The organism is Janthinobacterium algoris, assembly GCF_051380935.1.
Classification (GTDB): domain Bacteria; phylum Pseudomonadota; class Gammaproteobacteria; order Burkholderiales; family Burkholderiaceae_D; genus Janthinobacterium.
This window is the reverse complement of the sequence record NZ_JBNYXZ010000018.1, coordinates 1-24,086: the sequence shown is the minus strand read 5'-3', so window position 1 is coordinate 24,086 and position 24,086 is coordinate 1. Positions and strand designations below refer to the sequence as shown.

Genomic DNA, 24,086 nt, shown 5'->3' with positions numbered 1-24,086 from the left:
CCTTGTGCGGCCGTTTTTACATGCGCGCGCAGGCGCGCATTACGGTCTGCACTGCGGCTACTACTTACTAAAAAAACAGCATTATGAAAATAGCTGTTTTGCCATCTAAGCAAATCTTTTCAAAACTTAACGCGACATTGCTTGTGAGATAACTCAAACTGCCTGCCGTACCACCCTTGTTCCCGCCTCGGCCACATCCCGGCTGACCCCTTCGCCTGTTGCGTCCAGCCATTCGTGGCAGGCGGCAGCCATTGCCGTCAGCCTTGCATGCGAGTCCGGCGCAATGACCGATGCACCACATTGAAGGATGCGAATAGATGGCAAATATGAAAATCGGCACGCGCCTGCGCTGCGCCTTTGCATTGTTGACCTTGCTGCTGCTGGCGACTGCCGGGCTGGGCATGCTGCGCCTGTCGAGCCTGGAACTGCGCATGCGCGACGTGATCGATGACAAATATCCCAAAACCGTGCTGGCCAACGACATTATCAAGAATGTCAACATTATCGCGCGCTCCTCGCGCAACTTGCTGCTGATGAGCGAGCCGCAGCAGCTGGCGCAGGAACGCGCCACCATCGCCAGGGCGGGCGACGCCAAGGAAAAGGGACTGGCGCAGCTGGAAAAGGTGGTGCTGTCGCCGCAGGGCCGCAAGCTGATGGTGGCCGTGACGCAGGCGCGCGCCGCCTTCAACGGCGGGCGCGACAAAGTACTGGCCCTGTTGGAAGAGGGCGCGCGCGATGAAGCGACCAGTTTGCTGCTCGGCGCGGTGCGCGGCGAGCAGCTGCGCTACCTGGCGGCGCTGGAAACGCTCGTCACGCACCAGCATGACTTGATGGAGGAGGCGGGCGCCCGGGTGGACGCGGAATACGCCACGGCGCGCGACATGATGCTGGCGCTGAGCGCGCTGGCCGTGCTCTTTTCGCTCGTCACCACCTGGCTGGTCACGCGCAGCATCGTCAATCCGCTGCACCACGCGTTGACAGTGGCGCAAACCGTGGCCGCCGGCGACCTGACATCGACCTTCGGCCGCCACGGCGGCGATGAAACGGGCAAGCTGCTCGACGCGCTGTGCATCATGAACGGTAACTTGTTCGACGTCGTGCAGCAGGTGCGCAGCGGCACCGACACCATCGCTACTGCTTCGTCGCAGATCGCGGCTGGCAATCTCGACCTGTCATCGCGCACCGAGGAGCAGGCCAGCGCGCTCGAACAGACCGCGTCTGCGATGGAAGAACTCAGCTCCACCGTGCAGCAGAACGCGGACAATGCGCGCCATGCCAGCGTGTTGGCCATCGAGGCGGCGAACATCGCCGGCACGGGCGGGCAGGCCGTGGGGCAGGTGATCCATACCATGGACGCCATCAGCGCGTCGTCGGCGCAGATTGCCGACATCATCGGCGTGATCGACATGCTGGCCTTCCAGACGAATATCCTGGCTCTGAACGCGGCTGTGGAAGCGGCGCGCGCGGGCGAGCAGGGGCGCGGCTTTGCCGTCGTGGCGACGGAAGTGCGCAACCTGGCGCAGCGCAGCGCGGCGGCGGCGCGCGATATCCATGCCCTGATCGCCACCTCCACGCAGCAGGTGGATGCGGGCGCAGCTCTGGCGGCGCAGGCCGGCGCCACGATGCAGGAAGTGGTGGCGGCCGTGGGTCGGGTCAGCCAGATGGTGGCTGACATCACGGCCGCCAGCGCCGAGCAAAGCACCGGCATCGGCCAGGTCAGCCAGGTGGTGTTGCAGATGGACGAAGTGACGCAGCAGAACGCCGCTCTGGTGGAAGAAGCGGCGGCGGCATCGCAATCGTTGGAAGGCGAGGCGGCGAACCTGCTGCAGGTGGTCAGCGTATTTCGCCTGCACCAGGGGCCGACGCACACCTTGCCACGCCGCAGCGCGCCGGCCGTGCCGCGCCTGCTGGCCTAGTGGCGCGCCTGGCAAGGTTCTGGCATGGCCCGCAGGTGCGGGCGCTGCTGGGCTGTGCGCTGGCAGCTTGCCTGCCGCTGGGCATCTGGCTGGACGGCGCGCAACTACGGCATGTGGTGCTGACGGCGCTGGCGCTGGGCTGCGTCCTGATATGGAGGGTGCGGCGGCGCCAGGCGCGCGATGGGCAAGGTGCCAAGCCCCTGGCTTCGACGCGCAGCCTAGAGCTGCAGGCGCGCCTGGACAGCGCCATCGTCAATGGCGAATTCTGCTTCCACTACCAGGGTAAATTCGATACGGCGCAACTGCGCCTGGTCGGCCTGGAAGCGCTGCTGCGCTGGGACCATCCGCACCACGGCCTGATCTACCCGAACGCCTTCATCGGCCTGGCCGAGCAGACTGACGCTATCGTCGCGCTGGGTAACTGGGGCATCGATGCCGCCTGCCGCCAACTGGCGCAATGGCGCGCGGCGGGCCTGCCATTGGCGCCTGTCGCGGTGAATGTCTCGGCGCGCCAGCTGTGCCAGCCGCACTTGCCGGACTTCGTGCTGCGCTGCCTGCAGCGGCATGCCATTCCTCCCGGCCTGCTGGAGCTGGAAGTGACGGAAAGCTGCTGCATCGACGACATGGCGCAGGCGTCGCAGGTGCTGTGCCGGCTGCGCGCACTGGGCCTGGCCATTTCCCTCGACGATTATGGCACCGGCCATTCAGGGCTCAGCCATGTCAGGCTGCTGCCGATTCACACCATCAAGATCGACCGCTGCTTCATCCGTGACCTGGACAGCGCAGGCACTGATACTGTAATCGTCGCCTCGACGATAGCGCTGGCGCGCGGCCTGGGCTTGCAGGTGCTGGCCGAGGGCGTGGAAAACGGCGAACAGCTGGCGCAGCTGCGGCGCCTGGGTTGCCCCCAGGTCCAGGGCTTTTACCTGCACCGGCCAGCGCCTGCGGCCGACGTGGCCGCGCTGCTGGCTGCTGGTGCGCCGGCCTGTCTTGTCACAGCGCCGCAACAGGGCGCCATGCGGCGTGGCGCGGATGCTCAGTAAAATATCACCACCGCCAGCCGCATGCCTGAACACTTTCTCCCCCATGCAAGAATGATAAACAGTCCCGTCCCGGCCTATGTATTCGGCCCGTTTCGCCTTTTGCCGCTAGAACGCCTGCTGTTCGAGGGCGACCGCGCGCTGCGCCTGGGCAGCAGGGCCATGGACTTGCTGCTGGCCCTGTTGGAGCGTGCCGGCGACATCGTTGACAAGCATGAACTGGTGACCATCGTCTGGCCCCATGTCGTGGTGGACGACGCGACCTTGCGCGTGCATCTGGCGGCGTTGCGCAAGGCGCTTGGCGATGGCCGTGATGGCCAGCGCTACATCACCACCATCCCCGGGCGCGGCTACGGTTTCCTGGCGCCACTGGCGCACACGGGCCGGCCGGCGCCCGGTACGGCTGGCGTGGAGCCGCGGCATAACCTGCCCGTCATGCTGACGCGCATGCTGGGCCGCGCCGAGGTGTTGCAAACGATGGCCAACCAACTGCTGCAATTGCGCCTGCTGTGCGTTACCGGTCCGGGCGGCATCGGCAAGACCACGCTGGCCGTCGTTCTCTCCACGCGCGTGCTGCGCCGCTATGCCGACGGCGTGTGTTTCGTCGACCTGTCGCCGCTGGACGATGGCCGCCTGGTGCCGCTGGCGCTGGCCACGGCGCTGGGAATGGCGGTACCGGCTGGCGAGGCCATGCCGGTCCTGCTGGCCTACCTGCGCCCGCGCCACATGCTGATCGTGCTCGATAACTGCGAGCACGTGATCGGCGCTGCCGGCACGCTGGCCGATGCCTTGCTCAAGGGCGCGCCGCTGCTGCATGTGCTGGCCACCAGCCGTGAGCCGTTGCGCATCACCAGCGAGCAGTTGCTGCACCTGCCCGCGCTGGAATTGCCGCCGGCCGATGCCGTGCCCGATGCGGCGGCGGCCCGGCATTTCACTGCGGTGCAGCTGTTTTGCGAACGCTGCGCGGCCGTGGACGATGCTTTCGTGCTGGCCGACGCCGACGTGTCGGTGGTGGTGGACATCTGCCGGCGTCTCGATGGCATCCCGCTGGCGCTGGAGCTGGCGGCCGGGCGCATTGGCCATTTCGGCTTGCACGAATTGCGCCGCCAGCTCGATGACCGCTTTCGCCTGCTCACGCGCGGCGCGCGCAACATGCCTTTGCGCCACCAGACCCTGCGCGCCACCCTGGACTGGAGTTACGGCTTGCTCGATGCGCAAGAGCGCCAGGTGCTGCAGGCGCTGAGCGTGTTCAAGAGCCGCTTCCGCCTGGAGTCGGCCAGCGCCGTGGCGGGATGCGAGGTCTTCGATACGGTGGCCGACCTGGCGGCCAAGTCTCTGGTCAGCATCGAGTTTTGCTGCCAGCACGTGTATTACCGGCTGCTCGACACCACGCGCGCCTACGCTGCGGCGCTGCTGTCGGCGAGCGGGGGCGCCGGCGCCGTGCTGCTGCGCCATGCGCGCCATTGCCTGGGCCTGGCGGGACGCATCGCCGCCGACTGGGAAAGCATGCCGCCGGCGCAATGGAGCGCGCGCTACGGCCGCCATGTCGATGACCTGCGCGCCGCCATCGACTGGGCCTTCGGCGAAGAGGGCGACGTAGCGCTGGGCGTGGCCCTGACCCTGGCCGCGCAGACCCTGTTCTATCAGCTGTCGCTGATGGATGAATACCGCGTGCGCGTCGAGCGGGCGCTCGAGCGCATGGCCACGCATGCGGTGGAGGACCCCGATAGCGAGATGCAGCTGCACGCCTCGCTGGCCCACCTGCTGCTGCATACGCAGGGCGTCACCGGCACCATGCTGGGTTCGTTCCAGCGCGGCTATGCGCTGGCCATGCGCACGGACGATGACAGCCGCCGCGCCGAGGCGATTTGCGGCATGTGGATCTGCAGCCTGAAGATGGCAGATTTCCAGGGCGCCGACAATTACGTGGCGCAGCTTGCCGTCCTGTGCGCAGCGCGCGACGACACGACGATGCGGCTGGTGCTTGCGCGCATGCGCTCGGCGGGCGAGTATTTGCGCGGGCGGTACGCGCAGTCGGCGGCGCTGGCGCGCATGGTGCTGGCGCACCCCGAGGGCGCCGGACAGCTTGGCTTCAACAATGCCTTGCTGGCCGATCACCAGGTTTGTCTGCGCGGCACGCTGGCGCGCTGCCTGTGGATGCAGGGCCGTCCCGACGACGCCCTGGCGCTGGTGCGCGAGGCGGTGACGATGGGCTTCGAGCACAATGGCGTCACGCTGTGCGTGGCGCTGGCCATCAATGCCATCCCCGTCGCCCTGTGGTGTGGGCAGCGGGGACTGGCGCATACCTGGACTTGTTTGCTGTGCGAGCATGCGGCCCGCTATGGCCTGCTGTACTGGAGCGCTTGGGGCTCCGCCTACCAGCGCCTGCTCGATGCTGGCGAGTCGATGACGCAATTCCCCTGGCCCTCGGTGCGCAGCTGGCCGATACAGATCGATTTGATGGCTACCTTGCACGACGCCGCTGCCGATAGCCAGGCGCTGCGGCGCGCACGCACGGGGCAGGCGCCGTGGAGCGCGCCGGAAGTGCTGCGCCGCGATGCGCATCACCGCTGGCGGGCGCTGGCGCAAGGCGATGCGGCCGGCCTGGAAGCGGTACGCGTGCAGCTGGAAGAGGCGCTACAGCTGGCCAGGGGGCAGCAGGCGCCGGGCTGGGAGCTGCGCTGCGCCACCAGCCTGGCGGCCGTGATGCAGACGCAAGGCCGCCGCGCCGCCGCGCATGCCTTGCTGGCCCCTGTCCATGCGCGATACCTGCAGGGGCGCGACTCCACGGATGTGATGGCGGCGGCGGCTTTGCTGGCGCAACTGGCCTGATGGCTATTCGTAGGCGCCCAGCCGGCGCTGTTCGTCCGGCGTGAAACTGGCGTCGCGCAGCTGCTGCAGGGCTGCTGCATCCGGCGCGCCGCCGGCCAGGCCGGCCTGCTGCGCCTTGAGCGCTTGATACGCGATGATGCGCTGCTGCCACTGCGATTCTTCGCGGTCCAGTTCCGCCAGGCGCGCCGCCGCAGCCGGCGTGAAGGTGCTGGCGCGCAGGCGGTAGACTTCATTCTCGCCGGCGCCCTGTGCCCGCAGGGTTTTGACGGAGGTATCCAGCTGCGCCACCTGCAGCGGCGCATCGTGCGCGGCGCGCTGGGCCGGCGACATTTTTTGATCCAGCGCGGTCAGTTGCGCCTGGCGCTGCGCTTCGTCCAGGGCACTGTCGCCGAGTATCGCCATGCGCGCCACTGCATCGTCGTCATACGCGTCGCTGGCGGCGAACAGGCCCGCGCTTTCCTCGGGCGTAAAATAATTGCCGCGCAAGGCCCGCATGGCTTGCAGGCGCGCGCGCGCCGCCAGGGCCGCATCGGCTTGCGCCGGCAAGGCTTGTTCCGCGCCTGCCAGCGCCTGCTTGTAGGCCAGCCAGGCGCCCAGCAGGCGCTTCGCTTCGCGGGCGGGGACGGGCGCCAGGCGCCGGTCCAGTTCCGCCTCGATCTGGCTGCGGATGGCGGCCAGCGGTTTTTCACCGAGGCCCGCCAGGTAGTAGTCGAACAGGTGGCCCAGTTCCGCGTCGACCACCAGCTTGTCGCCGGCGGCCACCGTCAGGTTGCCATCGGGCCGCGTGCCTTGCATCGAGCGCACGAACGCGAACAGGTCCGGTTCCGGTTTTTCCGGCGGCGGGGTAGGCGGTTCGCCCGGGCGCAGCGCCAGGTACAGGGCCAGGGCTGCCAAGCTAGCGCCGATGATCCATTTCGCGTGCATGCGCTTCTCCTTACAGTCCCAGGCCTTGCAGGCGGTTGGCTTGCTGGCGGTAGACGGTGACGGGGTTCGTTTCGAACAGGTTGACGATGCCGACGAATTGGTTGACTTCATCGAGATGGTTCATGGCGTAGTCGTCGCGGATCACCTTGCCCAGGTGGCTGGAGCAGCTGCTGACCAGGCCATCGTTCTTGACGCCGCCAAAGGCCAGACTGATGGCCGCCAGGGCAGGGTCGCCCACGTCGAGCACATTCGTGTACGGTTGCGCCCCGCTCCACGAAAAGTAGTATACGCCTTGCACCTGGTAGGCGCCTTCGCCGCAGGCGGTGGTCGGGATGCCTTGCGGGTGGCGGCTGTTGAAGGCCAGCGAACCGGCCGTGGACAGCGATGCCAGCGAGGCGCCCGCGTTTTGCGGCAGCCCCTTGTTGCCCGATAAAATGCCGATCAGGGAGGCGAGCGCATTGCCCAGCGCGCCGCTGGTGTTGGGAATGGCGCCGCTGAGGATATCGGCCACCTTGGAACCCTTGTTGACGCCGGCCACGCTGGTGACGGAGGCCACCAGGTCGGGCCGCACGGAAGCGACATAGCGGGCCGTGGGGCCGCCGTGGCTATGGCCGATCAAGTTGACCTTGGCCGCACCCGTGGCGGCGAGGATTTGCCGCACCTGCGACAGCAATTGTTCGCCGCGCACTTCGGTGCTGTTGGCAGCCGACACGGTGGTCACATACACTTGCGCACCGCCGCTGCGCAGGGCGGCGGGCACGCCATAGAAATATTCGACGGGGCCGAGCTTGTCGAAGCCGAACAGGCCGTGCACCAGCACGATAGGGTATTTCGTTTGCGTGTAGCCGGCGGCGCTGGCGCTGCCGGGCAGGATGGCGAGGGAAATCAGAAGGGTGGATAGCAGTTGCCAAAAGCGAGTCTTCATTTTGTCTCCGTTATGTATTAGTGATCGACTAGTCAATAGCCGATTAATAGTGGAAATGTCGATGCTGTTGCGATGAGCCGTGCGCCCCTGTACATTCTATTGATGCATCAAAAATAGCGAGCGCTCGGTTTTTTGAATGTATCACTGCTGGATGTAAATTGCAGTGAATTGCATGATGCAGCGCAATAACTGTGGGAATTTGGCGTTGCGTATGCGCCCATTGCATATTTGAAAAGTAAAATAGTTGTTTTCCTGAGCTATAATCGGCCCGGCTTCAGCCATCCCGCCGTCTTGCAATGCCGTGTCCAGGCATTGCTTGGATCTCGCTTCTACACCGTTACTTGGGAATGCACTTGTCGACCCATTTTAATTTTGAACAGTTTCAGCAGATGACGCCTTTGAATGGCGAAAATATCTGGGAATATATTCTTGACCGTCACGCGGAACGTATTGGCGTCAAACGCCGCAAGCCGGCGCTGGAAAATCTTGAACGCATCTTCGTCGCCACCTTTCGCCTGGCCAATGACGTGGGCTTCCGCGCCATGAGCTTGCGCGACCTGTGCCGCGAGACCGGGCTGTCGATGGGCGGTCTGTATGGCTACATCACCAGCAAGGATCAACTGGCCGAAATGATCGAGGACGTGGTGCGCCACGCCACGCAAGCCTTGCCGCTGCTGTTTGCCGACGTGAAGTCGCCGCTGGACCGCCTGGAAGCGATGATACGCTCGTCGATCTACCTGTCCGAAGTGCTGCAGCCGTGGTTTTATTTTGTCTTCATGGATTCGCGCGTGCTGCAGGTGGAGCAGCGCAGCATGGCGAAGAATTCGGAACTGTATGTGCAGACCCTGATCGCCGCCACCATCGATGAAATCGAGCCGAAGCCGCAGGGCGATTCCACCCTGCTGGCCGCGCACTGCCTGGCCCTGTTCCAGGACTGGTATGTGAAGCGCTGGAAGTACCGCGCGGCGAAGGTCAATGTCGACGATTTTGCCGATAGCGTAGTCAGTACGGTGCGCGGATACCTGAGCATGGTCAAGGCGCCGTAAAAAACGCAGCTGAAAAAAGCCAGGATCGCTCCTGGCTTTTTCACTAGTTTGTTTCCACCGGCAGCGTCTCCGGCAGCGCCGCCGGGTCCGTCGGTGTTTCCACGTCCATGTCGAGCGTCTTGATGCCATTCATATCGATGAATTCATCGTACAGCCACTCGCCATCGACCTGGCTCAGGCCTCCCGGCACGGCGCGCGTCACTTGCGGGCGCGTCGACAGGGCCGTGCGCATGTAGTCGATCCAGATCGGCATGGCCAGGGTCGAGCCGAATTCGCGTCCTCCCAGCGATTTCGGTTCGTCATAGCCCATCCACGCCACCGCCACGATGCCACCGCCGTAGCCGGCGAACCAGCCGTCGACGGCGTCGCTGGTGGTGCCCGTCTTGCCGGCGATGTCGCTGCGCCCCAGTTTTTTCGTCGCCGCCGCGCCCGTGCCGGTGCGGGCCACTTCGCGCAGCATGCTGTCCATCACGAAGGCGTTGCGCGGGTCCAGCGCCAGGGTCTTGTCGTCGTTCGGCGCGGGCGGTTTGGTTTGCATCAGCACCGTGCCCTTGGCGTCGACGATGCGGTCGATCAGATACGGTTCCACCTGGTGGCCGCCATTGGCGAACACAGCGTAGGCACCCGCCATCTGCACGGGCGTGACGGAACCCGTGCCCAGCGCCATGGTGAGATTGCTGGGTTGGCGCGCCGGGTCGAAACCGAATTTTTCCATAAAATCGTGCGTATATGACACGCCCAGCGCGCGCAAGATGCGCACCGAGGCCACGTTCTTTGATTGCGCCAGCGCATAGCGCATGGTGATGGGGCCATCGAACTTGAAGTCGTCATTCTGCGGCGCCCAGACCTTGCCGCCCGCCTGCATTTCCAGGGGCACGTCGTTGATCAGGGTGGCTGGCGAAAAGCCTTTTTCCAGCGCCGCCGAATACACGAAGGGCTTCATGGCCGAACCGGGCTGGCGCCAGGCCTGCGTAACGTGGTTGAACTTTTGCAGGTTGTAATCGAAGCCGCCCACCATGGCGTGGTAGGCGCCCGTTTCCGCGTCCAGCGAGACGAAGGCGGCGGCTACCAGCGGCACCTGCGTGATGGCCCAGTTGCCCTTGCCATCCTTGCTGATACGGATCACGGCGCCTGGGCGCAGCTTGACGCCGGCGCTCGCCTTGGCGGACAGGGCAGGGGCGGCAAAGCGCAAGCCCTCGCCCGTGATGGCCTTGGCGTCTCCATCGCCCGTGTCGGCCACCACCTTGCCGCTGACGACTTGCGTGACGACGGCGGCGATCAGGCCGTCGCTATCGGGGCGTTTTTGCAGTGCAGCATCGATGGCGTCGTCGCGCTGCTCGGGCTCAACCGGCATATCGATGAAGGTTTCCGGGCCGCGGTAGCCGTGGCGCTGGTCGTAGGCGATGACGTTGCGGCGCGTCGATGCGTAGGCCGCGTCCTGGTCCGCTTTCAGGATCGTCGTGTAGACGCTGATGCCCTTGGTATAGCTGTCTTCCTTGTATTGGGCGTAGACGGCCTGACGCGCCAGTTCGGCCACGTATTCGGCATGCGTGTCGAAACCCTGCTTGCCGCGGCTATTGATATGCAGCGGTTGCGCCAGCGCCTGCTGGTACTGGCCTTCGCTGATGTAATCGAGTTCGCGCATGCGTTTCAAGACCAATTGCTGGCGCGCGTGCGCCTTCTTTGGATTGCTGATCGGGTTGTGGCGCGAGGGGTTTTGCGGCAAACCGGCCAGCATGGCCATTTCCGCGATCGACAGTTCCGACAAAGGCTTGCCGAAATACGTTTGCGCCGCGCTGGCGAAGCCGAACGAGCGCTGGCCCAGGTACATCTGGTTCATGTACAGCTCGAGAATCTGCTCCTTCGACAGGGCTGCTTCGATCTTCAGGGCCAGCATGATTTCATTGAGCTTGCGCGAAGCGACTTTTTCGCGTGTCAGGAAGAAATTGCGCGCCACCTGCATGGTGATGGTGGAACCGCCGCCGTGGCCGAAGCCGTGGCGCAGGTTCGACAGCACGGCGCCGCCGGCGCGCACGAAGTCGATGCCGTGGTGTTCGTAGAAGCGGCCGTCCTCGATGGCCAGCAGGGCCTTTTTCATCATTTCCGGCACTTGCGCTATCGGCACGAAGTCGCGGTGCTCTTCGCCGAACTCGCCGATCAGCACATTGTCGGCCGTGTACACGCGCAGCGGTATCTTCGGCTGGTAGTCGGTGATGACGTCCAGCTCGGGCAGGCGCGGGCGCACGTACAGGAACAGGTAGGCGGCCAGCAGCACGGCTGCGGCCAGCGCGGCGCCGCCGGCGAGGATGAAGCCGCGCACGGTGGCGCGGCGGGAAGGCCAGGGGAATCCGGATCGTTTGGCAGTCAAGGCAGTCTCACGTGAGCGTGCAAGGCACGGTGGCAGCGATTATAGACCAATGCGCCGGCGCTTCCTGTGCGGGCGGGGCGGCGGGGCCGGCCTCCGGGAGCGGGAGCAAAAAACCTTTTCATCGAAACGCGGCTGTGCGATAGTCTCGGCTTCAAGAAAATAGCCCGGGCCTAAGTAACCCCCAATAAATTATTGTGATTTCTGACTTCCATAACCGGCGCTCTGCGGCGTTGCTCACTGCTAGCAGTGCTCGCACTGCGTCGCAGCGAGCGCCTTGCATAGCATCCGGTTCTGTTTGTCATAAATTCACACTAATTTTCCGAGGATTACTTAAATCCGGGCTGTTTATTTTATACAATTAAGGATTTATTTATGGCAAAAGATGCAATACCGAGCGTCGTGAAGCCGTATATCCCGGCCGATGCGAAGCTGCCCGAGATGACCTTCCGCGCGCTGTTCATGGGCGTCATCCTGGGGATGGTCTTTGGCGCTTCCTCACTGTACCTGGTGCTGAAAGTGGGCCTGACCGTCAGCGCCTCGATTCCCGTCGCCGTGATCGCCATCACCCTCTTCGGCCTGGCCAAGAAGGTGGGCGGCAAGGATTCGTCGATCCTGGAAAACAGCATCACGCAAACGGCCGGCTCGGCCGGCGAATCGCTGGCCTTCGGCCTGGGCGTGACCATGCCCGCCATCTTGATCCTGGGCTTCGATCTGGAGATTTCGCGCGTCATGCTGGTCGGTATCCTCGGCGGCCTGCTGGGCATCCTGATGATGATCCCCATGCGCCGCACCATGATCGTCGACCAGCACAAGGAGCTCAAATTCCCCGAAGGCACGGCCTGCGCCGAAGTGCTGAAGGCGGCCGCCACGGAAGAATCGCGCATCGCCGCCGGCGAAAGCATCGACAAGGATTCGGCCGCCGCGCTGGACGCCAAGCGCCGCGCCAAGATCATCTTCGGCGGCTTCGCCGTCGGCTTGCTGTATAAAGTCTTCAATATCTCGTTCAAGGGCTGGAAGGATACGCCGGGCGTGGAATTTGCCGCGCCGCTGAAGGGCGGCTCCATCGGCGCCGAGATTTCGCCTGAATTGCTGGGCGTGGGCTACATCATCGGCCCGCGCATCGCCGCCACCATGGCGGCCGGTGGCGTGCTGTCGTACCTGCTGCTGATCCCAATGATCAAGTTCTTCGGCGACAGCCTGACCACCGTGCTCTCGCCGGGCACCAAGTTGATCAGCGAAATGGGCGCCGACGACGTGCGCAGTGCCTACGTGCTGTACATCGGCGCGGGCGCCGTGGCCGCCGGCGGCCTGATTTCGCTGGTGCGCGCCATGCCCATGATCTGGCGCAGCCTGTCGGCCGGCCTGAAAGGCATGGGCAAAGGCGTGAAGAGCAATTCCACCTTGCGCACCGACCAGGATATCCCGCTGAAATGGGTCATCATCGGCTGCCTGTCCATCATTGCCGTGATCACCTTCGCCACGCCGCTGCACATGAATTTCCTCGGTGCGCTGCTCATTCTCGTCTTCGGTTTCCTGTTCGCCACCGTGTCGTCGCGCCTGACGGGCGAAATCGGCTCCTCGTCGAACCCGATCTCCGGCATGGCCGTGGCCACCTTGCTGTTTACCTGCCTGATCTTCCTCATCATGGGCTGGACGGGCGGGCGTTACTATGTGACGGCCCTGTCGGTGGGCGCCATCGTCTGCATCGCCGCCAGCAACGCGGGCACCACGTCGCAAGACTTGAAAACGGGCTACCTGGTGGGCGCCACGCCGCGCCTGCAGCAGTATGCGATTTTGGCGGGCGCGCTGTCGTCGGCGCTGATTCTCGGTCCGATCCTGCTGAAACTGAACGAAGCGAGCACCGTCTACGTGCCGGCCGCGCAAGTGGCGCCTGGCCTGACGATTGACGCATCGACACTGACGGTGACGGGCGAGCTGCATGGCCCGCAAGCCGACACCGACCACAATACGTATAAAGTCTGGCAAAAGACGGATACCGTGGGCGGCCCGGCCGGCAAATATTTTGTCAAAGAAGATGGCCAGCTGGCCTACCTGGTCGATCCGGGCATCAATGGCCATTACAGCAAGCGTCCCGACGGTTCGGAAGTGAAAAAATACGATGCGCCGAAAGCCGTGCTGATGTCCTACATCATCAAGGGCATCCTCGACCAGCAACTGCCGTGGACCCTGGTGCTGTTCGGCGTGATGATCGCCGTGGTGCTGGAAATGGCCGGCATCCCGTCGCTGGCGTTTTCGGTCGGTGTGTACCTGCCGCTGTCGTCCACCTTGCCGATCTTCGTCGGCGGGCTGGTGCGCTGGCTGGCGGACCGCCGCAACAACAAGCTGGAACACAACGCAAAACTGAACGAGGAAGAGCGCCAGCTGGCGGGCGACCGCAGTTCGGGCGTGCTGCTGGCGTCCGGCTACATCGCCGGCGGCGCGCTGGCCGGCATCATCATTGCCATCACGGCAGGCGTGCTGACGCACTTCGACCAGATGATGGCCGACTGGGCCGAGCACGGCAACCCGTTCTACGCGGGCCTGCACTCGGATGCGCTGTCCCTGCTGCCGTATGCGATCATCATCGTGCTGTTGTACATCGTCGCAAGAGAGAAAAAGGCGGACAGCCCGCAGGCTTGACGTTCTAGCCAATCCAATCAAAACCGCCCGGTGTCATAACGATCCGGGCGGTTTTTTTATGTGTGCCCGATGGGCCGCGCCGCCAGCTGCGCCGCGCTGGCGTAGATGGTCACGTGCTCGGACGCCAGCTGGCGCAGGTGCTCGAAGAACGCCTGCGCCGGAATGCACCACGACGCCGCATCGCCAACCTGTCCGTTGACGCGCAGGCCGGCGGCGTCAAATTCCCGGTGAAAGTACTCGCGCAGGTCGTCACGGCCGGGATGGTCGATGCGGCGCTGCGCGAATGCCGGATCGAAAGGGCGCACTGGCACGTCCCAGCGATGGCCGGCGTGGTCCAGGCAGGCCAGCAGCTTTGTATCGTCTTCCCACACGGGCACGGGAAAGGCGTCGCCCATGGCGTCTTCCAGCGCGTGATAGAACGTCACCGGGCCCATGGAGATGCCGAGACCCAGCACCTTCGCATGGTCGCAGCCGATAAACCTCTGCCACGGCGAGTCCATGCCGAAGATCGAAGGCGCGCGGTGGTGCGCCTCGGTGAGATCGGCGGCGTGGCGGCCCCACGCGGACACGGAATGGGTGGGGTGGATGCTGCGCCGGACACCGGCGCTGGCGAGGAACGCTTCGGGCATGCGTCCCATGTGCGTGCCATGGCGGCGCGGATCGAACACATAGTCTGGCATGGCGCAGGTGGCGCGTACCGTGCCGCCGGGCAGATAGTAGGTGGGCAGCAGCAGGGTGCCTTGCGGGCCGACGGCGTCCTGCAGGGCGCGTATCACCGCCAGCGCGCCGCCTTCCACGTAGCCCAGGCTTTTCAGCGAAGAATGGATGAACAGCGTCTCTCCCTGCGTGATGCCGAGCCGCGCCAGGCCGGCCGCCAGGGCTTCGCGCGTAACGTGGGGTGCGTTGTGGCGCACGTGCCGGGTGCTGGCGGCGCGGCGCCACGCTTCCAGCGCAGCCCTGGCGGCGCGTTGGGCCCGCTCAAGCATCGCCGGCTTTCTGTTCCAAATGCGGTTCCAGCGCCAGTTCCAGCAGGTTCGCATCGATGCAGAATTTGGCAGCCCAGTTCAGGTAAGCCCAGGTGCCGTAGTCGCCATCGATGGGAAACGAGCCCTTGACGCCGCCGCGCGCGTGCGCGGGGCCGTCGATGCTGACCGAGCGCCGCACGTAACGGTTCAGGCGGCGTCCCGCGTCGAGGTAGTGCCGCTCGCCCGTGAGCTGGTACAGCAGGAACAAACAATGCGCGTTTTGCGCGGAGCCCGTGAGGCAGGCGTAGCTGGCCCCCGGCTGGAAGTCCGGGCCGAGGCGGCCGGCCAGGTAGCCGTTGGCCGCCACGGCGTTGGCGATGCCCGTGCCGGTGCGCGCGGCGGCCTGCAGCAGGTCGGCGCGCGCCGAAAAAAGGTGCGCTTCGAGCAGGCCGCGCAAGGCGTAGCCGATGGTGTGGGTCAGGGGCAGGAGCGGGTTGTCGAGGCAGTTCGAGGCGAACCAGCCGTTGGGACGCTGTTTGCTCAGCGCCCAGTCAACCTGGCGCAGGCCGGCCGCGCCATAGCCGTGGCCCGGCGCGATGCGGTCCGCTTCGAACAGGCCCCACGCCACATGCGTTTCGTAAGCCTTGTCGCCGGCGCTGGCGAACGGCGTCGGATGTCTGCGCCAGCAGCCGTCGGCATCCTGGCTGTCGCGCAGCCAGCTTGCTGCGCGGTGCATGGCATCCTGGTAGGCCGCGCCGTAGGCTTGCACGCCGGCGGCCAGGCCAAGCAGGATCTGGCCCGTGTTGAAGGTGACGGGCACACGCGGCGTCGAATCGATCTTCCCGCCCTGGAAACCGCCTTGCGGGAACTGGATGGCCACGCACCAATCGAGCATGCGGCGTGCCCTCCCGTGCAGACCATCGTCGCCCGTGCGCTGCGCCAGGGCGATCATGGTAGGGATGATGTAGCCGGTGGTCTCCGGGTAGGAGCTCGACCAGCCTGTCAGCAGGCTGTAGTCGCGCGCGACGCCGTCGTCGTTTGAACTGGAATGGTCTTGCGCCGCGCATAGCCAGGTGGTACAGGCCTTGACGACGGCTTGCGGTCCGGGGTCGACGGCGGGCAGGCCGCGCCGGTCCGACAGCCTCTCCATGCGCGCCGCCGCCGGCAGGCCCGCTGGCGGCGCCAGTGTGTTCCTGATCTTCATGAGCAAGGTGTGCATGGCAGTAATGGACAGTAATGGACAGTAATGGCGTGGTGGTGGGTTCAGGCTACTGTAGCGCTGGCAGCCGGCAGGGCCATTGACTTGCCGCAAGGATTAGCCGCCGCGTCGCTGCCGCCAGAATTGACGCACATTGACGCAAATTCACGCATAATATCTATTTCACCATCGTTGACGAGGCCCGCCATGAATAGCGTCACGCTTGAATACACCGTCGTCACCAATCCCGACTCCTTTGTCGGCTTCAAGTATTACGTCAAGGCAGGGCAGGCATTCGATGCCGATGATTTTGCCTATTCCTACAAGCTGAACCGGTCCGACCTGGACCCGGACAGCGTGCTGGCTACCCGCGAGGCGGCGGCGAATTTGCAGCCGGACGAGTGGCTGACGGTGTCGCATTCGATTGCGGTGTAGCGGTCCAACTACGTGTTTCTTCTTTCACTTTACCGGCCCGCCAGAGGTCTCTGCGTGTGAATATTTCAGCATTTCCAGATATTTCTATTGTTCCAACCTCGGCTGAACACGCCGAAGCCCTTGCTGAACTGGTAGGACACAACCGTGACCACCTGCACGCTTTCCTTCCCGCCGTGGTGCAACTGGCGTGCGTCGACGATGCCAGGGCCTATCTGGAAGCCGCTGCCGCGCGCGCCGCCAGCGGTGAAGTGCTGGAATGGCATGTTTTTTCCGGCACGACTTTATGCGGCAGCATCCGCCTGAAAGACATACAACAGGCTGACCGAAATGCGAGGATCGGCTATTACGTGGGATGCCAGTTCCTGGGCCGTGGCATCGCCAGCGCAGCGGTACGCGCCGTCCTGGCGCATGCGTTTGGCGCGCTGAAATTGCACCGCATCGAATTGCAGTGCGCGGCAGGCAATCATGCCAGCATGGGGCTGGCCGGGCGGCTGGGATTTACGCGCGAAGGCGTGTTGCGGCAGGCGGAATTGTTAAATGGCGTGTTTGTCGACCTGCATGTGTATGGCTTGCTGCAGCCGGATTTTGTGCCGGATGGTGCTGCCCTTAGCTTGCCCTTAGCTTGACATGAACCAGGCGCGCAGGTCATTCGTTCATCATGGTTTCGTCAGCTAGATGCCGAACACTTTCAAGATCGCATCGGTGAATCCCTCGAACCACTTGCCCACTGTGCCCGGCTGCTTGCCGTGGCGCGGGGTTTCCTCGTACAGGTAGACGCCGTTGTCGCCGTCGAAGCGGTCGTTGAGCAAGGCTTGCTGGCCGCGCAGGTAGGGGATGAAGGTTTCGCTGCGCAGGGTCGAGTACAGCACGTCGGTCGTAAAGCCCAGGGTGGCGGACTGGCTGATGGAGCGGCCCTGGCCGGCCCGCTCCAGGCGCACGCCACGGCAGCCGCGCACGATCAGCGTGACGGGGCCACGAAAGACGATGAAGCGCAGCTGCAGGGTGAGCCAGGCATGCAGGCTGCCCAGGCGCCAGTGACAGGACATCGCCAGCGGCTGGCCCGTGTCGCAGATCAGGCCCACCAGGCCCCGTGGCTGGAATACCAATGCGCTGCCGGCTGGCAGGTGGACGATGGCCACTTCCAGCAGCGGATCGTCGCTGGCGGAGACCGTCACGGATGCTGGTTCGTCGCTGTACAGGTGCGTCAGCGCAACCATGCCGGCGGCCAGGCTGGTAAATGGAAAGCGCCAGTCCAGCAGCCATTGCGTGCGCTTGTGCGTGCTGACGGGCGACGATTGCAGGTATGCAGGGTGGATCAGCATCTGCTGGCCAGGGTTTAGCTGTAATGCCTGCGACACGGCGGAGATGCGCGATTCGCCATGTGGTGGAAGGGGAAGGGAACTGCCCGCCATCTGCAGCTCGCGCGCAATCGACAGCGGCGGCAAACGCGAGGCCAGGGGTGCCAGCACGAAGTAAAAGAAGGCCTTGATGGCGACGGGCAGCAGGATGGCCGACAGCACCAGCAGGGCGGCTGTCGGTGCCACGTCCAGCACGGGAGCGCGCCAGCGGGCGATCCAGTTGCGCGCCAGTTGCCCTTCGCCGGCCGCGATGGCCGCCTGCACGGGCGCCAGCGCGCCGGCCAATGCCGTGTTGTCGATGGCAAATGAGGCGGGGCGGGTGGCGGTGCTGGTGCGGGCGCGCTGCGCTACCCAGGCACGATAAGCTTGCAGGTTGATGTCGCGCAGGTGCTGGCTTTCCACTTCGAGCTGCGACAGCTGCGCGTAGGCGTCGCTGCCGGGCAGGCGGGTCGCCACGGGGTGCTGCGCTTCCAGTTGCCGGCGCTGGCGCAGCTTGTGCTGCAGCGCGGCATACGCGCTGACGTGTTCTGCGTGCAGGCGCGCCAGGGTGTGCCGCGCATCTTCGCCGCTGATCGCCGCTTGCAAGGAGGTCAGATAACGGGCTTCCTGCACCAGCACTTCGATTTCCACGCGGCGCGCCGCTTCGTCCTGCGCGTGCATGGCCAGGGTGTTCGTGTCGGGCAGGGGAATAGTAAACAGCGAGGGTTGTTGCTGCGCGCGTAAGGCGGTCAATTGCGCCTGCACTTGCGCCATGCGCGCGGCGATGGCCGTGTGCGAGGCTTGTTGCAGGGCGTTGACGCGGATCGTGGCGGCATCAGCCAGGCCGGCGCCATGGTTGCCGGCGTTGCTGGAAGCCTGGCGCAGGGTGGCCATGGCCTCGCTGCCGGCCCTGTAGGCGCGCCATTCGGCCAGCAGCAAGCGTCCGGCCAGCAGGATGACGATGAAGAGCGCGAACTGCAGCGCGTGGCGCAGCAGGAAGCGCAGGATGGCCGTCAGCAGCTGGCGCAAGGAGAGTCCGCCTTAGCTGGCCGCGCTATCGGCATCAAAGCAGCATTTCTTGTACTTCTTGCCGCTGCCGCAGTGGCACGGGTCGTTGCGGCCCGTCTTCGGCACGTCGCGCAGCACGGTGGCGCCGGGCTGGCTTTGTACCTGGCTTTTCAGGTGGCGCTGGCGCGCCCAGGCGGCGTTGATGGCGATCACGGATGGAATCACGCCATCCATGGCCGTTTCGGCTGCATCGTCGTCAAGCTCGCAGGCAGCGGCCAGGTGCCGGAACGGCGCCAGGTATTGCGGGTGGCTGACGGCCAGGGCCGCCCACTGGGGCTTGTCCAGGCTGGTGCCAAGCAGGAAGCCTGCACACCAGGCGGGCACGCTCCATTCGGGGCCGCATACGTAGATGGGCTCGAAGCTGTCCGGGTCCTTCGCCAGCCATTCGACCATGTAGGCGTGGTGGCGCTGTGCCAGGGCGGCTGCACGTTCCTTGTCCGCGTCTTGAACGGGCGCAGCGCTACCTGCGGCCTTGTCCCATACCCATGGCAACCATTGTTCCGGCGTGATCTGTTTCGGGCTCAGGGCGACGGCCGTGAGCAAACCTTCCAGCATGGACACGTCCATGGCGACGCCGGCCAGGGTGGGTGCGGCCAGCAAGGTGTCGAGTTCGGCGTATTCGTCGTCGGAGAGGGGCGTGGTGGTGGAGATGCTGGACATGGGGTTCTTCAGTAATGTGGGAGGATGGCCGGTGGCCCTGGCGTTATTGTACCGCCCGGCCAGGAGAAAACGGCTGCCGGAATGAAAAACGGCGGCCCGCAGGCCGCCGTTCTGATCTACAGCAAGACGCTTACTTCACGCCGTGCATCAGTTTGTTGATCAGCGGTGCGATCAAGAACAGCACGACACCGGCGCCCAGCAGGGACCAGAAGCCGAAGGTATAGCCGGACAGGGCCGACTGCACCGACATGCCGCTCGTGCCGCTGACGTGGCTGGCGAAGATGCCCGACAGGTTGTTGCCGATACCGGTCGACAGGAACCAGCCGCCCATGCCCAGGCCGACCAGGCGCACTGGGGCCAGTTTGGTGACCATCGACAGGCCGATAGGCGACAGGCACAGCTCACCGATCGATTGCAGCACGTACACAGTGGTCAGGGTCCAGAACGGGATCTTGTTATCGGCGCCAACCAGGCTCGACAGAGCAAAGATCAGCAAGCCGAAGGCCAGCGCATTACCCAGCAAGCCCAGGCCGAATTTGCGCGGGATCGATGGGTTGACGTTGTGGCGCGCCAGGAAGACCCAGATGGCGGCGATGATCGGCGCAAAGACGATGATGGCGACTGAGTTGACCGTCTGGAAGTAGGCGGTCGGGAAGATCCAGAAGCCCAGGTCGCGGTTGACGATCTTGTCAGCCAGGAAGGTAAACGAGCTGCCTGCCTGTTCGAAGAACATCCAGAACAGAATGTTGAAGACGAAGATCAGCAGCATGGCGATGACGCGGTCACGCGCCACTTTACCGTTGCGTATACCTTCGATCATCAGCATGAAGGCCAGGCCGATGAACAGCACCGTCAGGACGATTTGCAGCTTTTCAGCGCCGACGGTCAGCAGGAAGTACATCAGCGGGATCACGCACAGCGAGCCGACGGCCACCCAGACGACGCGCATCGGGTTGCCGGCACCGGCTTCCGGAGCGCCGATACCCTTCAGGGCGCGGCGGCCGATGGCGAACCATATCAGGCTGATGATCATGCCGAAACCGGACGCCATGAAGACCATCTTGTACGACGGCATGGCGCTGGTGCCGAAGATCGACTCGGCCAGCCACTGGGTGAAGACAGGGGCGACCATGGCGCCCATGTTGATGCCCATGTAGAAGATCGTGAAGCCACTGTCGCGGCGCGGATCGGCTGTCGTGTACAGCTTGCCGACCATGGTCGAGATGTTCGGCTTGAACATGCCGTTACCGACGATCATGGTGGCCAGGCCCAGGTTGAAGATGTCCTGGTTCGGTACCGAGATGCAGAACAGGCCGGCAGCCATGAAGACGGCGCCCAGCAGGATCGAGCGCTGGTAACCGATGACGCGGTCGGCAATGTAGCCGCCGAACAGGGCGCCGGCGTACACCAGCGCGAGGAAGGAACCGTAGGTCAGGTTGGCCGCTGCCTGTCCTGAACCGTCGCCACCGTGGAACTGGGCAACGATGTACAGTACCAGCGCCCAGCGAACTCCGTAGAACGCGAAGCGTTCCCAGAATTCAGTCATGAACAACATCCACAATGGGCTTGGATGGCCCATAATCTGCTTGAACTCGGGAATAACGGCTTCCTTGTTGGGCGTAGTCGCACCGCTCATGCGGTTCCTCCTGAAAAATTATTATAGTCAATAGATACAACAAACTTATGGAAGCCTGCGGGCGGCGGGGACTCTCATGAAGAACCTCACGCACGGGAATTCCAATAGGCTGGCATTCTAATCTACAAATTGCGCTGCGCGAAGATTTCGATTTGCATTAGCAAGAATGACTGTTTCATATTAGTCAAACCGGTTTGCAGGCAAGGGCGGCCGGGGCGATTTGGCGGCGCCACAGCACAACTTGCCCGACTTGTCGTATATTAAGGCTGCAAGACCTTCGAGCATCGATTTTTAAAGGAATTTTTCGCATTATGGAACACGACGTTATCGATACTCTGGTTTCACCGGAAGGCCGCCTGGACGTGCTCTCCAAGACTGAAGTCAACAAACTGCTCGACACCAGCCAGGGCGGCCTGTACAACACCTTCCGCCGCTGCGCGCTGGCGGTCTTGAATTGCGGCAGCACCATCGACGATGGCCGCGCCTTGCTGGAGCGCTACCAATCGTTTGAAATTTCCATCATCCAGCGCGAGCGCGGCATCAAGCTCGACATCAAGGGCGCGCCGGCCATCGCCTTTGTCGACGGCAAGATGATCAAGGGCATCCACGAGCACCTGTTTGCCGTGCTGCGCGACATCATCTTCGTCAGCGATGAAGTCACGGGCAACCCGAAATTCGATTTGCACAGCACGGAAGGCGTGACGGACGCCGTCTTCCACATCCTGCGCAACGCGAACGTGCTGCAAACCCAGCTCAATCCGAACCTGGTGGTGTGCTGGGGCGGCCATTCGATCAACCGCGCCGAATACAATTATTCGAAGGAAGTGGGCTACCAGCTGGGCTTGCGCGGCCTCGACATCTGTACCGGTTGCGGCCCGGGGGCCATGAAGGGTCCCATGAAGGGCGCCACCATCGGCCACGCCAAGCAGCGCCTGCACAATGGCCGCTACCTGGGCATCACGGAGCCGGGCATCATTGCCGCCGAATCGCCGAATCCCATCGTCAATGACCTGGTCATCATGCCGGACATCGAAAAACGCCTGGAAGCGTTCGTGCGCGCGGGCCACGGTATCGTCGTGTTCCCCGGCGGCGCCGGTACGGCCGAAGAGATTTTGTATATCCTCGGCATCCTGCTGCACCCGGAGAATGCCGAGATTCCCTTCCCGTTGATTTTCACGGGACCGGAAACCTCGCGTGAGTATTTCGTGCAGATCAACCAGTTCATCAGCGACACGCTGGGCCCGGAAGCGCAGCAGCGCTATAAAATTATCATCGACGACCCGGAACTGGTGGCGCGCGAGATGCTCGAAGGCATACGCCAGGTGCGCGAATTCCGCAAGGCCCACAGCGATGCGTATTACTTCAATTGGCTGCTGAAGATCGACCACGAGTTCCAGAAGCCGTTTCATCCCACGCATGAAAACATGCGCAACCTGAGCTTGCACAAGAATCAGCCCACGCACTTGCTGGCAGCCCAGCTGCGCCGCGCGTTTTCCGGCGTGGTGGCGGGCAACGTCAAGGACGACGGTATCCGCTCGATCGAAGAGCACGGCAACTTCGAAATCCATGGCGACAAGGACATCATGGTCCCCATGGATGCGCTGCTGGCCTCGTTCGTGGCGCAGCACCGCATGAAGCTGGCGGGTACGGCCTACGTGCCTTGTTACACCGTAATCCAGTAAGCAACCTTCCAGTCATCGCGCTGCCCGACTCCGCGTTTGCCGGGGGCGGGCAGCGGCGTAATCCCCTCTGCATGGCCCCCAGCGTGTTCCTTCATCGCCACAAGCGCTCAAATCGCTTGCGTCATCGATTCTGTGGTGCTATCTTTGGAACCGGTTCCAAATTTAACGTTTGGATGTCAACAGGCAGTCGGGAGCAACCTTGGATACAGTACGTGGCAGCAAAAAAACAGCCTCCGGCGAGCCGGCAAGGCCCGTGACCATCGCCCAGGTGGCGCGCGAGGCGGGCGTGTCGAAGACCAGTGTGTCGCGCTTTCTCGGCGGCGAACTGGACGCTTTGTCCGAGAACATCCGCCAGCAGATCGACAGCACCATCGCGCGCCTCGGCTACCAGCCGAACCAGATGGCGCGCGGCCTCAAGCGCGGGCGCACGCGCCTGATCGGCATGGTCGTGGCGGACATGCTGAACCCCTACACGGTGGCCGTGCTGCGCGGCGTGGAAGCGGCTTGCCAGCAGCATGGCTACACCTTGATCTTGTGCAATACCGGTAATGACGAGCAGCGCGAACGGCAGTCGCTTGCCGCGCTGCGCTCGTACAGCGTGGAAGGGCTGATCGTCAACACGCAGGGGCGCAACATCCAGTCGTCCGACTTGCAGCAGGCGGACATGCCCATCGTGCTGGTCGACCGCCGCATCGAGGGCGCCGATTTTGACCTGGTGGGCCTGGACAATGTGCAAGCGGGCCGGCTGGCCACCACGCATCTGATCGAGCAGGGTTTCGACGCCATCGCCTTCGTCGCGCCGCCATTGACGGGCGTCAGTTCGCGGCAGATGCGCGCCGACGGTTTTCAGGCCGTGATGGCCGAACATCCCGGCTGCGTGGGCGAAGTGCTGGCAGTGGACCTGGACGACAGTCCCTCCATCGACGCGCAGGTACGGCAATGCCTGGCGCAGTGGCGCGGCCGCCGCGTGGCGCTGCTGGCCTCGAACGGCATGGTCGCGCTGGAACTGGCGCTGATGCTGCAGCGCCTTGCGCTGCGCATGCCGCAAGACGTGGGCTTGCTGGGCTTTGATGAATTGCCGTGGTCGCCGCTGGCGGGCCTGAGCACGATCGAGCAGCAGACTTACGAGATCGGCTTTTCGGCGATGACGTGCATGCTGTCTCGCCTGCAGGGCGAGCAATGCCCGCCGCGCGAGGTGCTGTTGCCGGGTAAGTTGATTGTGCGCAATTCCACCCAAGGGGGAAAAGCAGGCAAGTACGGCGACGCTTGAAGGGGAAGAGGGCGTAGCCCTTTTTTTGGTTCATCGCACTTTGCCGGGGAACGCATCCTTGATTTTGAGGAAGAAGTATGCCGAGTCCCGGAAACCGTAAGCCATCCGCTTGATAACTTTGATGCGGTTGTTGACACCCTCGAG

Annotated in this window: 18 protein-coding genes; 9 read left to right on the top strand and 9 right to left on the bottom strand. The window is 64.0% G+C overall.

What is annotated here, in order from left to right:
- Positions 1 to 317 precede the first annotated feature (317 nt).
- The 3 genes from ACQ4W7_RS22885 to ACQ4W7_RS22875 are packed head-to-tail and all read left to right on the top strand — an operon-like array spanning position 318 to position 5,788.
- Positions 318 to 1,916 carry a methyl-accepting chemotaxis protein gene (locus tag ACQ4W7_RS22885; RefSeq protein ID WP_436533481.1) on the top strand — a complete coding sequence of 533 codons (1,599 nt, stop codon included), beginning with the start codon at positions 318 to 320 and terminating at the stop codon, positions 1,914 to 1,916.
- A complete protein-coding gene (locus tag ACQ4W7_RS22880) occupies positions 1,916 to 2,959 on the top strand; it encodes a putative bifunctional diguanylate cyclase/phosphodiesterase (protein WP_436533479.1) in 1,044 nt (347 codons plus the stop codon). Before ACQ4W7_RS22885 ends, ACQ4W7_RS22880 begins: the two co-directional genes overlap by 1 nt.
- Before the next feature lie 51 nt (positions 2,960 to 3,010).
- Positions 3,011 to 5,788 (top strand): ATP-binding protein, encoded by a 2,778-nt coding sequence (locus ACQ4W7_RS22875; RefSeq protein ID WP_436533477.1) that lies wholly within the window; start codon positions 3,011 to 3,013, stop codon positions 5,786 to 5,788.
- A gap of 3 nt (positions 5,789 to 5,791) precedes the next feature.
- Here ACQ4W7_RS22875 and ACQ4W7_RS22870 read toward each other — a convergent pair whose 3' ends face one another.
- Together ACQ4W7_RS22870 and ACQ4W7_RS22865 are read right to left on the bottom strand one after the other, a co-directional pair.
- A complete protein-coding gene (locus tag ACQ4W7_RS22870; protein ID WP_426073743.1) occupies positions 5,792 to 6,712 on the bottom strand; it encodes a lipase secretion chaperone in 921 nt (306 codons plus the stop codon).
- Between the two features lie 10 nt (positions 6,713 to 6,722).
- Positions 6,723 to 7,637, bottom strand: a complete 915-nt coding sequence (locus tag ACQ4W7_RS22865; protein ID WP_426073742.1) for a lipase family alpha/beta hydrolase — start codon at positions 7,635 to 7,637, stop codon at positions 6,723 to 6,725.
- Between the two features lie 347 nt (positions 7,638 to 7,984).
- On the opposite strand from ACQ4W7_RS22865, the gene ACQ4W7_RS22860 reads away from it, so the two are divergent.
- Positions 7,985 to 8,683 carry a TetR/AcrR family transcriptional regulator gene (locus tag ACQ4W7_RS22860; protein WP_426073741.1) on the top strand — a complete coding sequence of 233 codons (699 nt, stop codon included), beginning with the start codon at positions 7,985 to 7,987 and terminating at the stop codon, positions 8,681 to 8,683.
- 43 nt (positions 8,684 to 8,726) lie between these two features.
- Here the strand turns inward: ACQ4W7_RS22860 and ACQ4W7_RS22855 are convergent, their stop codons facing one another.
- Positions 8,727 to 11,051: a penicillin-binding protein 1A gene (locus ACQ4W7_RS22855; protein ID WP_436533474.1), complete on the bottom strand. Its 2,325-nt coding sequence runs from the start codon at positions 11,049 to 11,051 to the stop codon at positions 8,727 to 8,729.
- Positions 11,052 to 11,423: 372 nt separating this feature from the next.
- Here ACQ4W7_RS22855 and ACQ4W7_RS22850 point away from each other — a divergent pair, with 372 nt between their 5' ends.
- Positions 11,424 to 13,691, top strand: coding sequence for an OPT family oligopeptide transporter (locus tag ACQ4W7_RS22850; protein ID WP_436533472.1), 2,268 nt, complete (start codon positions 11,424 to 11,426; stop codon positions 13,689 to 13,691).
- Between the two features lie 56 nt (positions 13,692 to 13,747).
- Here the strand turns inward: ACQ4W7_RS22850 and ACQ4W7_RS22845 are convergent, their stop codons facing one another.
- Positions 13,748 to 14,677, bottom strand: coding sequence for an AAC(3) family N-acetyltransferase (locus tag ACQ4W7_RS22845; protein ID WP_436533470.1), 930 nt, complete (start codon positions 14,675 to 14,677; stop codon positions 13,748 to 13,750).
- On the bottom strand, positions 14,670 to 15,860 hold the full coding sequence (locus ACQ4W7_RS22840) for a prenyltransferase/squalene oxidase repeat-containing protein (RefSeq protein WP_436533468.1): 1,191 nt from the start codon (positions 15,858 to 15,860) through the stop codon (positions 14,670 to 14,672). Before ACQ4W7_RS22840 ends, ACQ4W7_RS22845 begins: the two co-directional genes overlap by 8 nt.
- Before the next feature lie 201 nt (positions 15,861 to 16,061).
- Between ACQ4W7_RS22840 and ACQ4W7_RS22835 the strand changes: the two genes are divergently transcribed.
- Both ACQ4W7_RS22835 and ACQ4W7_RS22830 read left to right on the top strand, forming a co-directional pair.
- Entirely contained in the window at positions 16,062 to 16,289 is a 228-nt protein-coding gene (locus ACQ4W7_RS22835) for a hypothetical protein (RefSeq protein ID WP_426073736.1), read from the top strand.
- 56 nt (positions 16,290 to 16,345) lie between these two features.
- A complete protein-coding gene (locus tag ACQ4W7_RS22830) occupies positions 16,346 to 16,915 on the top strand; it encodes a GNAT family N-acetyltransferase (RefSeq protein ID WP_436533466.1) in 570 nt (189 codons plus the stop codon).
- Positions 16,916 to 16,960: 45 nt separating this feature from the next.
- Here ACQ4W7_RS22830 and ACQ4W7_RS22825 read toward each other — a convergent pair whose 3' ends face one another.
- The 3 genes from ACQ4W7_RS22825 to ACQ4W7_RS22815 form a co-directional block, all read right to left on the bottom strand.
- Positions 16,961 to 18,655, bottom strand: coding sequence for a hypothetical protein (locus ACQ4W7_RS22825; protein WP_436533464.1), 1,695 nt, complete (start codon positions 18,653 to 18,655; stop codon positions 16,961 to 16,963).
- 12 nt (positions 18,656 to 18,667) lie between these two features.
- Positions 18,668 to 19,354 carry a UPF0149 family protein gene (locus ACQ4W7_RS22820; RefSeq protein ID WP_436533462.1) on the bottom strand — a complete coding sequence of 229 codons (687 nt, stop codon included), beginning with the start codon at positions 19,352 to 19,354 and terminating at the stop codon, positions 18,668 to 18,670.
- 130 nt (positions 19,355 to 19,484) lie between these two features.
- A complete protein-coding gene (locus tag ACQ4W7_RS22815; protein WP_426073732.1) occupies positions 19,485 to 20,990 on the bottom strand; it encodes a peptide MFS transporter in 1,506 nt (501 codons plus the stop codon).
- 311 nt (positions 20,991 to 21,301) lie between these two features.
- On the opposite strand from ACQ4W7_RS22815, the gene ppnN reads away from it, so the two are divergent.
- A complete protein-coding gene (gene ppnN / locus ACQ4W7_RS22810; protein WP_436533460.1) occupies positions 21,302 to 22,672 on the top strand; it encodes a nucleotide 5'-monophosphate nucleosidase PpnN in 1,371 nt (456 codons plus the stop codon).
- A 199-nt stretch (positions 22,673 to 22,871) separates the two neighbouring features.
- Positions 22,872 to 23,942: a LacI family DNA-binding transcriptional regulator gene (locus ACQ4W7_RS22805; protein ID WP_436533458.1), complete on the top strand. Its 1,071-nt coding sequence runs from the start codon at positions 22,872 to 22,874 to the stop codon at positions 23,940 to 23,942.
- A 30-nt stretch (positions 23,943 to 23,972) separates the two neighbouring features.
- Here the strand turns inward: ACQ4W7_RS22805 and ACQ4W7_RS22800 are convergent.
- Positions 23,973 to 24,086: transposase (locus tag ACQ4W7_RS22800; RefSeq protein ID WP_426074579.1), on the bottom strand; the 114-nt coding region annotated here is incomplete at its 5' end.

What these genes read in the sequence shown, in the direction of transcription:
- ACQ4W7_RS22835 (WP_426073736.1), top strand. Translation starts at nt 16,062, where the DNA reads ATGAATAGCGTCACGCTTGAATACACCGTCGTCACCAATCCCGACTCC.
- ACQ4W7_RS22840 (WP_436533468.1), bottom strand. Translation starts at nt 15,860, where the DNA reads ATGAAGATCAGGAACACACTGGCGCCGCCAGCGGGCCTGCCGGCGGCG.
- ACQ4W7_RS22885 (WP_436533481.1), top strand. Translation starts at nt 318, where the DNA reads ATGGCAAATATGAAAATCGGCACGCGCCTGCGCTGCGCCTTTGCATTG.
- ACQ4W7_RS22850 (WP_436533472.1), top strand. Translation starts at nt 11,424, where the DNA reads ATGGCAAAAGATGCAATACCGAGCGTCGTGAAGCCGTATATCCCGGCC.
- ACQ4W7_RS22820 (WP_436533462.1), bottom strand. Translation starts at nt 19,354, where the DNA reads ATGTCCAGCATCTCCACCACCACGCCCCTCTCCGACGACGAATACGCC.
- ACQ4W7_RS22875 (WP_436533477.1), top strand. Translation starts at nt 3,011, where the DNA reads ATGATAAACAGTCCCGTCCCGGCCTATGTATTCGGCCCGTTTCGCCTT.
- ACQ4W7_RS22815 (WP_426073732.1), bottom strand. Translation starts at nt 20,990, where the DNA reads ATGAGCGGTGCGACTACGCCCAACAAGGAAGCCGTTATTCCCGAGTTC.
- ACQ4W7_RS22845 (WP_436533470.1), bottom strand. Translation starts at nt 14,677, where the DNA reads ATGCTTGAGCGGGCCCAACGCGCCGCCAGGGCTGCGCTGGAAGCGTGG.
- ACQ4W7_RS22865 (WP_426073742.1), bottom strand. Translation starts at nt 7,637, where the DNA reads ATGAAGACTCGCTTTTGGCAACTGCTATCCACCCTTCTGATTTCCCTC.
- ppnN (WP_436533460.1), top strand. Translation starts at nt 21,302, where the DNA reads ATGGAACACGACGTTATCGATACTCTGGTTTCACCGGAAGGCCGCCTG.
- ACQ4W7_RS22860 (WP_426073741.1), top strand. Translation starts at nt 7,985, where the DNA reads ATGCACTTGTCGACCCATTTTAATTTTGAACAGTTTCAGCAGATGACG.
- ACQ4W7_RS22870 (WP_426073743.1), bottom strand. Translation starts at nt 6,712, where the DNA reads ATGCACGCGAAATGGATCATCGGCGCTAGCTTGGCAGCCCTGGCCCTG.